Origin of the sequence: Streptomyces katrae (assembly GCF_000966975.1) — a bacterium.
Taxonomy (GTDB): Bacteria; Actinomycetota; Actinomycetes; order Streptomycetales; family Streptomycetaceae; genus Streptomyces; species Streptomyces katrae.
In genome coordinates, this window is the sequence record NZ_JZWV01000280.1 from 1 (window position 1) to 5,604 (window position 5,604).

General features: G+C 72.8%; 5 protein-coding genes. 1 reads left to right on the plus strand and 4 read right to left on the minus strand.

Annotation, left to right across the window (positions count from 1 at the left end):
* Nucleotides 1–65: 65 nt before the first annotated feature.
* Nucleotides 66–1,184 (minus strand): allantoicase, encoded by a 1,119-nt coding sequence (gene alc / locus VR44_RS11625; protein WP_045947363.1) that lies wholly within the window; start codon nucleotides 1,182–1,184, stop codon nucleotides 66–68.
* Between the two features lie 2 nt (nucleotides 1,185–1,186).
* Nucleotides 1,187–2,521 (minus strand): allantoinase AllB, encoded by a 1,335-nt coding sequence (gene allB, locus VR44_RS11630; RefSeq protein WP_384757538.1) that lies wholly within the window; start codon nucleotides 2,519–2,521, stop codon nucleotides 1,187–1,189.
* A 337-nt stretch (nucleotides 2,522–2,858) separates the two neighbouring features.
* On the opposite strand from allB, the gene VR44_RS11635 reads away from it, so the two are divergent.
* A complete protein-coding gene (locus VR44_RS11635) occupies nucleotides 2,859–3,662 on the plus strand; it encodes an IclR family transcriptional regulator (protein WP_045947365.1) in 804 nt (267 codons plus the stop codon).
* A gap of 94 nt (nucleotides 3,663–3,756) precedes the next feature.
* Here VR44_RS11635 and VR44_RS11640 read toward each other — a convergent pair whose 3' ends face one another.
* Both VR44_RS11640 and VR44_RS11645 read right to left on the minus strand, forming a co-directional pair.
* A complete protein-coding gene (locus tag VR44_RS11640) occupies nucleotides 3,757–4,467 on the minus strand; it encodes an ABC transporter ATP-binding protein (protein ID WP_045947366.1) in 711 nt (236 codons plus the stop codon).
* Entirely contained in the window at nucleotides 4,464–5,549 is a 1,086-nt protein-coding gene (locus tag VR44_RS11645) for an ABC transporter permease (RefSeq protein WP_045947367.1), read from the minus strand. Before VR44_RS11645 ends, VR44_RS11640 begins: the two co-directional genes overlap by 4 nt.
* Nucleotides 5,550–5,604 lie beyond the last annotated feature (55 nt).

Below are 5,604 nucleotides of genomic sequence, written 5' to 3' on the forward strand. Positions count from 1 at the left end.
CGCCCCATCGGCGGCCGCCCGCCCGGGGGTGTCGGCCCCCGGGGCGGGTCGGAGGCGGGCCCGGATCAGCCGCCCAGCTCCTGGTGACGGGCGGCCAGGGCGGCCGCGCCGTTCTCCGTCAGCGAGCCGAAGAGGCGCAGCCGGGAGAAGCCGCCGTCCGGGAAGATGTCGATCCGCACGTGCGTGCCGACCGCCGGGGCGTCCAGCACGAAGCGGTGATTGGTGTCGGGCTGCAGGCGGGTGCGCGGCAGGAACTCCGTCCACTCGCCCTCCTCGCCCGTCTTGACCGACAGCGAGGCCCAGCCGGCCGAGTTGCCCTTGAGGTAGGCGGTGTCGATCTCGACGGCGCGGATCTCGGACTCGGCGACGAGCTGGTAGCGGATCCAGTCGTTGCCGTTGTCACGACGGCGCGCGGTCTCCCAGCCGTCGTCCATCTTGCGGGAGCGGCCCGGGTTGATGGTGTTGGTCGGCGGGGAGTAGAAGCGGTTGGACGCGTCCTGGACGGAGCCGCCGTTCTCCAGCGCCACCACGTCGAAGGAGCCCAGCGCCGCGAGCCACTTCGGGTCCGGCAGGACCTCGCCGTAGACGCGCAGGCGGGCGATGCCGCCGTCGGGGTGCTGGTTGACGCGCAGGTGGGTGAAGCGCTGCTCCGTGGCGACCTCGAAGCCGTTGGCCGCGTGGCCGCCGACCGGGGTGCGCTCGACGAGGGTCGTCCACTTCACGTCGTCGCCCAGGAGCTCCTCCGGGGTCGGCGCCAGGGCGCCCTCCCAGTTGGTGCCCTCGATGGAGACGGCCTGCGGCATGTTGCCGCGGAAGTGGGCGGTGTCGACGACGATGCCGCGGATCACGCCGGGGGCGCCCAGGCGCACCAGGGCCCAGTCGTGGTCCTCGGGGGTCGGCCAGGGCTGGGTGGCGGAGACGCCGCGGCGGCGGCGGGTCTCCCAGCCGTCCATGACCTTGCCCTTGTGGCCGAAGTCCTCGGGGTCGAAGTGCGCGGCCTCGGAGATCAGCAGGTTCTCGCGCTGGGCGAAGAACTCGTCGTTCGCGGCGATCACACCGGCGCCCAGCTCACGCGCGGCGAGGTTGGCGTACTGGGTGAACGGGAAGTCCGCGGTGCGGTAGTCCGCGTACGGGTCGCCGCCCCCGTACGGGTTCGCGTTGCCGGTGAAGGAAGGAATCGCCACTGTCAGTTCTGCCTTTCGAGGAGGAGGCCCGTGGGCTCGGTCGGGGTGCCGTGGTCGGCGATCTGCGCACCGCGCAGCCAGGTGGACTTCACGACGCCGTGCAGGGTCCTGCCCGCGTACGCCGTGACCTGGTTGCGGTGGTGGAGCTCGGCCGGGTCCACAGTGAACGTTTCTTCAGGGGCCAGGACGGCGAAGTCGGCGTCACGCCCGGCCTCGATGGCGCCCTTCTGGGCCAGTCCGGCGAGGGCGGCCGGGGCGGCGGACATCCAGCGGACGACGTCCTCCAGGGTGCGGCCGCGCTTGCGCGCCTCGGTCCAGATCGCGGGGAGGCCCAGCTGGAGGGAGGAGATGCCGCCCCAGGCGGTGGCGAAGTCACCGGTCTTCAGGTCCGCGGTGGACGGCGAGTGGTCGGAGACGATGCAGTCGATGGTGCCGTCGGCGAGCGCGTCCCACAGGACGTCCTGGTTGGCGGCCTCGCGGATGGGCGGGCAGCACTTGAACTCGGTGGCGCCGTCCGGGACTTCCTCGGCGGTGAGGGTGAGGAAGTGCGGGCAGGACTCGACGGTGATCTGCACGCCCTCGGCCTTGGCGGCGGCGATCAGCGGCAGCGCGGAGGCGGAGGACAGGTGCAGGACGTGCACGCGGGCGTTCAGCCGCCTCGCCTGGGCGATCAGGTTCTCGATCGCGGTGTTCTCGGCGTCCTGGGGGCGGGAGGCGAGGAAGTCGGCGTACTTGGGGCCCGGGTTCTGCGGCGCGGACTCCAGGTGGTGCGGGTCCTCGGCGTGGACGATCAGCAGGCCGCCGAAGCCGGTGATCTCGGCGAGGGAGGTGGCCAGCTGCTCCTGGTCCAGCAGCGGGAACTCGTCGACGCCCGAGGGCGACAGGAAGCACTTGAAGCCGTAGACGCCGGCGTCGTGCAGCGGGCGCAGGTCCTTGACGTTGTCCGGCAGGGCGCCGCCCCAGAAGCCCACGTCCACGTGCGCCTTGGTCCGGGCGACCTCCTGCTTGACGCGGAGGTTGTCGACCGTGGTGGTGGGCGGCAGGGAGTTGAGGGGCATGTCGATGATGGTGGTGATGCCTCCGGCGGCGGCCGCGCGGGTCGCCGTCCAGAAGCCCTCCCACTCGGTGCGGCCCGGGTCGTTGACGTGGACGTGGGTGTCCACGAGACCGGGGAGCAGGACGTCGTCGCCGAAGTCCTCGAGCCGGGCTCCGGCCGGTACCTCGGCCTCGTACGCCAGCACGGCCGCGATCTTCCCGCCGGCGACGGCCACCGAGGCGGCGCGCGTCCCCTCGGGGGTGATGACGCGCGTCGAGCGCAGTACCAGTTCCACAGGCACGTCGGCCACCGGAACCTCCCCATCTACTTCCACAGAGCGAAATTCAACGTTCTGTTGACGGAGTCTCCATCCCGATCCCGGGGCCAGTCAAGAGTGCCCGGAGGGACCGCTGACGCGTATGCACCGCAATTGGATGTTTCCACGAGATGGAATTAAGATTTCACTATCCAGAATGTAGCTACCACCACCGGCACCCGGGCAGGTAACTTCCCGAGGACGTCCGCCACCAGGACAAACCGCCTCTGACCGGCGGGGACGGCCGAGGCCCGGCTCTAGGGCCGAGGTCGACCGACCGGTAGGCTGCTTCCTTGCCTGCCAGCACCGAAAGGACCGCGCCGTGCCGACGTCCAGCGCCAGCACCACCGACGCTTCCGCCAAGCCCACCGCCGCCAGCGGTGGCGTCCAGTCCCTCGAGCGCGCCTTCGACCTGCTCGAACGGATGGCCGACGCCGGGGGCGAAGTCGGTCTCAGCGAGCTCTCCGCCGCGAGCGGCCTGCCGCTGCCCACCATCCACCGCCTGATGCGCACCCTCGTCGCCTGCGGCTACGTCCGGCAGCAGCCCAACCGACGGTACTCCCTCGGGCCCCGCCTCATCCGCCTCGGCGAGTCCGCGTCGCGGCTGCTGGGCACCTGGGCGCGCCCCTACCTCGCGCGCCTGGTCGAGGAGACCGGCGAGACCGCCAACATGGCCCTGCTCGACGGGGACGAGATCGTCTACGTCGCCCAGGTGCCGTCCAAGCACTCCATGCGCATGTTCACCGAGGTCGGCCGCCGGGTGCTGCCGCACTCCACCGGCGTGGGCAAGGCACTGCTCGCCCACACCCCCGCCGAGGAGGTACGGGCCCTGCTGGCGCGCACCGGGATGCCGGCCGCGACCGAGAAGACCATCACCACGCCCGAGGGCTTCCTGGAGGCGCTGGAGCAGGTCCGCAAGGCCGGCTACGCCGTCGACGACAACGAGCAGGAAATAGGGGTCCGCTGCCTGGCCGTGTCGGTGCCGAACTCGCCGACCGCCGCCGCGATCTCCATCTCGGGTCCGGCCGGCCGGGTGACGCAGGAGGTGGCCGAGTCCTTCGTGCCGATCCTGCAGGGCGTGGCCGCCGAGCTGTCCGTGGCCCTGCAGAGCCAGACCCCCGCGTAGGCCCGTACGTGTACGAGAGCCCCGGCGCCCCTCCCCCTGCGGGGGGCGCCGGGGCTCTCGCGTTCCGCGGGCCCGCGTGGTCTCGTACGCGTGCTCAGGCCGCCGGAACGGCCGCCGGGGGCTCGGCGGGCCGGGCGCCGTGGGTGAGGCGGCCGTCGGTCATGGTCGCCGTGCGGTCCATCCGGTCCAGATGGGCGTGGTCGTGCGTGACCAGCACGGTGGCGGTGGAGCGCTCGCGGGTGAGGGTGACCAGCAGGTCGAGGACGGCCGCGCCGCGCTCGTGGTCCAGGGCGCTGGTGGGCTCGTCGACCAGCAGCACGGACGGCTCGTTCATCAGGGCGCGGGCGATGTTCACCCGCTGGCGCTGCCCTCCGGAGAGCTGGTGCGGGCGCCGGTCGGCCTTGTCGGCCAGGCCCACCGCGTCCAGCAGCTCCAGGGCCCGGCGGCGCAGCTGCCGGGCGGGGCGGCCGGAGAGGTGGGCCATCACCTGGAGCTGCTCGGCGGCGGTCAGCGAGGCCAGCAGGTTCGGCTGCTGGAAGACGATGCCGATCTCCTCCCGGCGCAGGGCCGCCTTCTCGGCGGCGCCGAGCCGTGCGGTGTCGCGGTCCGCGACGACGACCCGGCCGGAGTCGGGGGTGACCAGGGTGGCGGCGACGGCCAGCAGGCTGGACTTCCCGGAGCCCGAGGGCCCCACGATCGCGGTGAGGGTGCCCGCGGGGACCTCCAGCTCCACCGCGTCGAGGGCGGTCAGCCGGCCGTCCCCGTCGGGGTAGGTGAGCGTGACGTCGTGGAGGAAGAGGGTCATCGGGCGCTCCCGAGGGCGGTCAGCGGGTCGACGGCGGTGATCCGCCGGATGGACAGGGCCGCACCCAGCGCGCCGAGCACGATCATGATCCCGGCGGGGGCCAGCACGGTGGCGGCGTCGAGGACGAAGGGCACGTCGCCGCCGCTGATCAGGGCCCCGATCCCGGAGGCGAGCAGGGTGCCCGTGCCGGTGCCGATCGCCAGCATGACCACGGCCTGGCCGAGGGCGTCCTTCAGCAGGTAGGGGGTGGAGGCGCCCAGCGCCTTCAGGACGGCGACGTCACCGCTGCGCTGGATGGTCCAGACGGTGAAGAAGGCCCCTATGACGAGTGCGGAGATGGCGAAGAGGAAGCCGCGCATCAGCTGCAGCGAGCCGTTCTCGGCCTGGTAGGACCCTATGGCGCCGAGGGCCTCGTCGACGGTCTGGCTGCGGGTGCCGGCCGCCTTGTCGCCGGCGGCCCAGTCCACGTCCACGCCGTCGAGGGCGAGGACGGTGGCGGAGGTCTCCGGGGAGGAGCCGGGCCCGCCGATGCGCTGCCAGTCCTCCAGGTCCGCCCAGACGACCGGGGTGTGGCTGTAGGCGGCCGTCCCCGAGACGGCGGCGACCGTCAGCTCCAGCGGACCGGCCTTGAACCGGTCCCCGGCGCGGAGCCCGCCCAGCTCCTTGGCGGCCTTCTCGGACAGGACGGCCCTGCCCCGGCCGAGGCCCGTCCCGGCGGGGGCCAGCCGGCCGGCGGGCTCGACGCCGAAGACTGAGACGGCCGCCGTGCGCTCACCGGCGAGGGCGTTGGTGGTGCGGATGCCGAGCGGGTCCGCGGCCTTGACGCCGGGGCGGCCGCGCCAGGTCCGCCAGGCGCTCTCGGGCAGCTGGGAGTTGGTGAAGGAGACCTTCTGGTCCCCGGGCGGGACGGCGAAGGCCAGGCGCGAGGCGGGCAGCCCGGTGATGGCCGAGATGTTCTCCCGGGCCAGACCGGACGTGAGCCCGGACAGCAGGCCGACCAGCAGCGTGATCAGCAGGACGACCGAACCCATGAGGGCGAAGCGGCCCCTGGCGAACCGTAGATCTCTCCATGCGACGAACATGTCCCCCAGCCTGGTCTTCCGCGTGGGCCCCGGGCATCGCGCCACGGTAGGGATC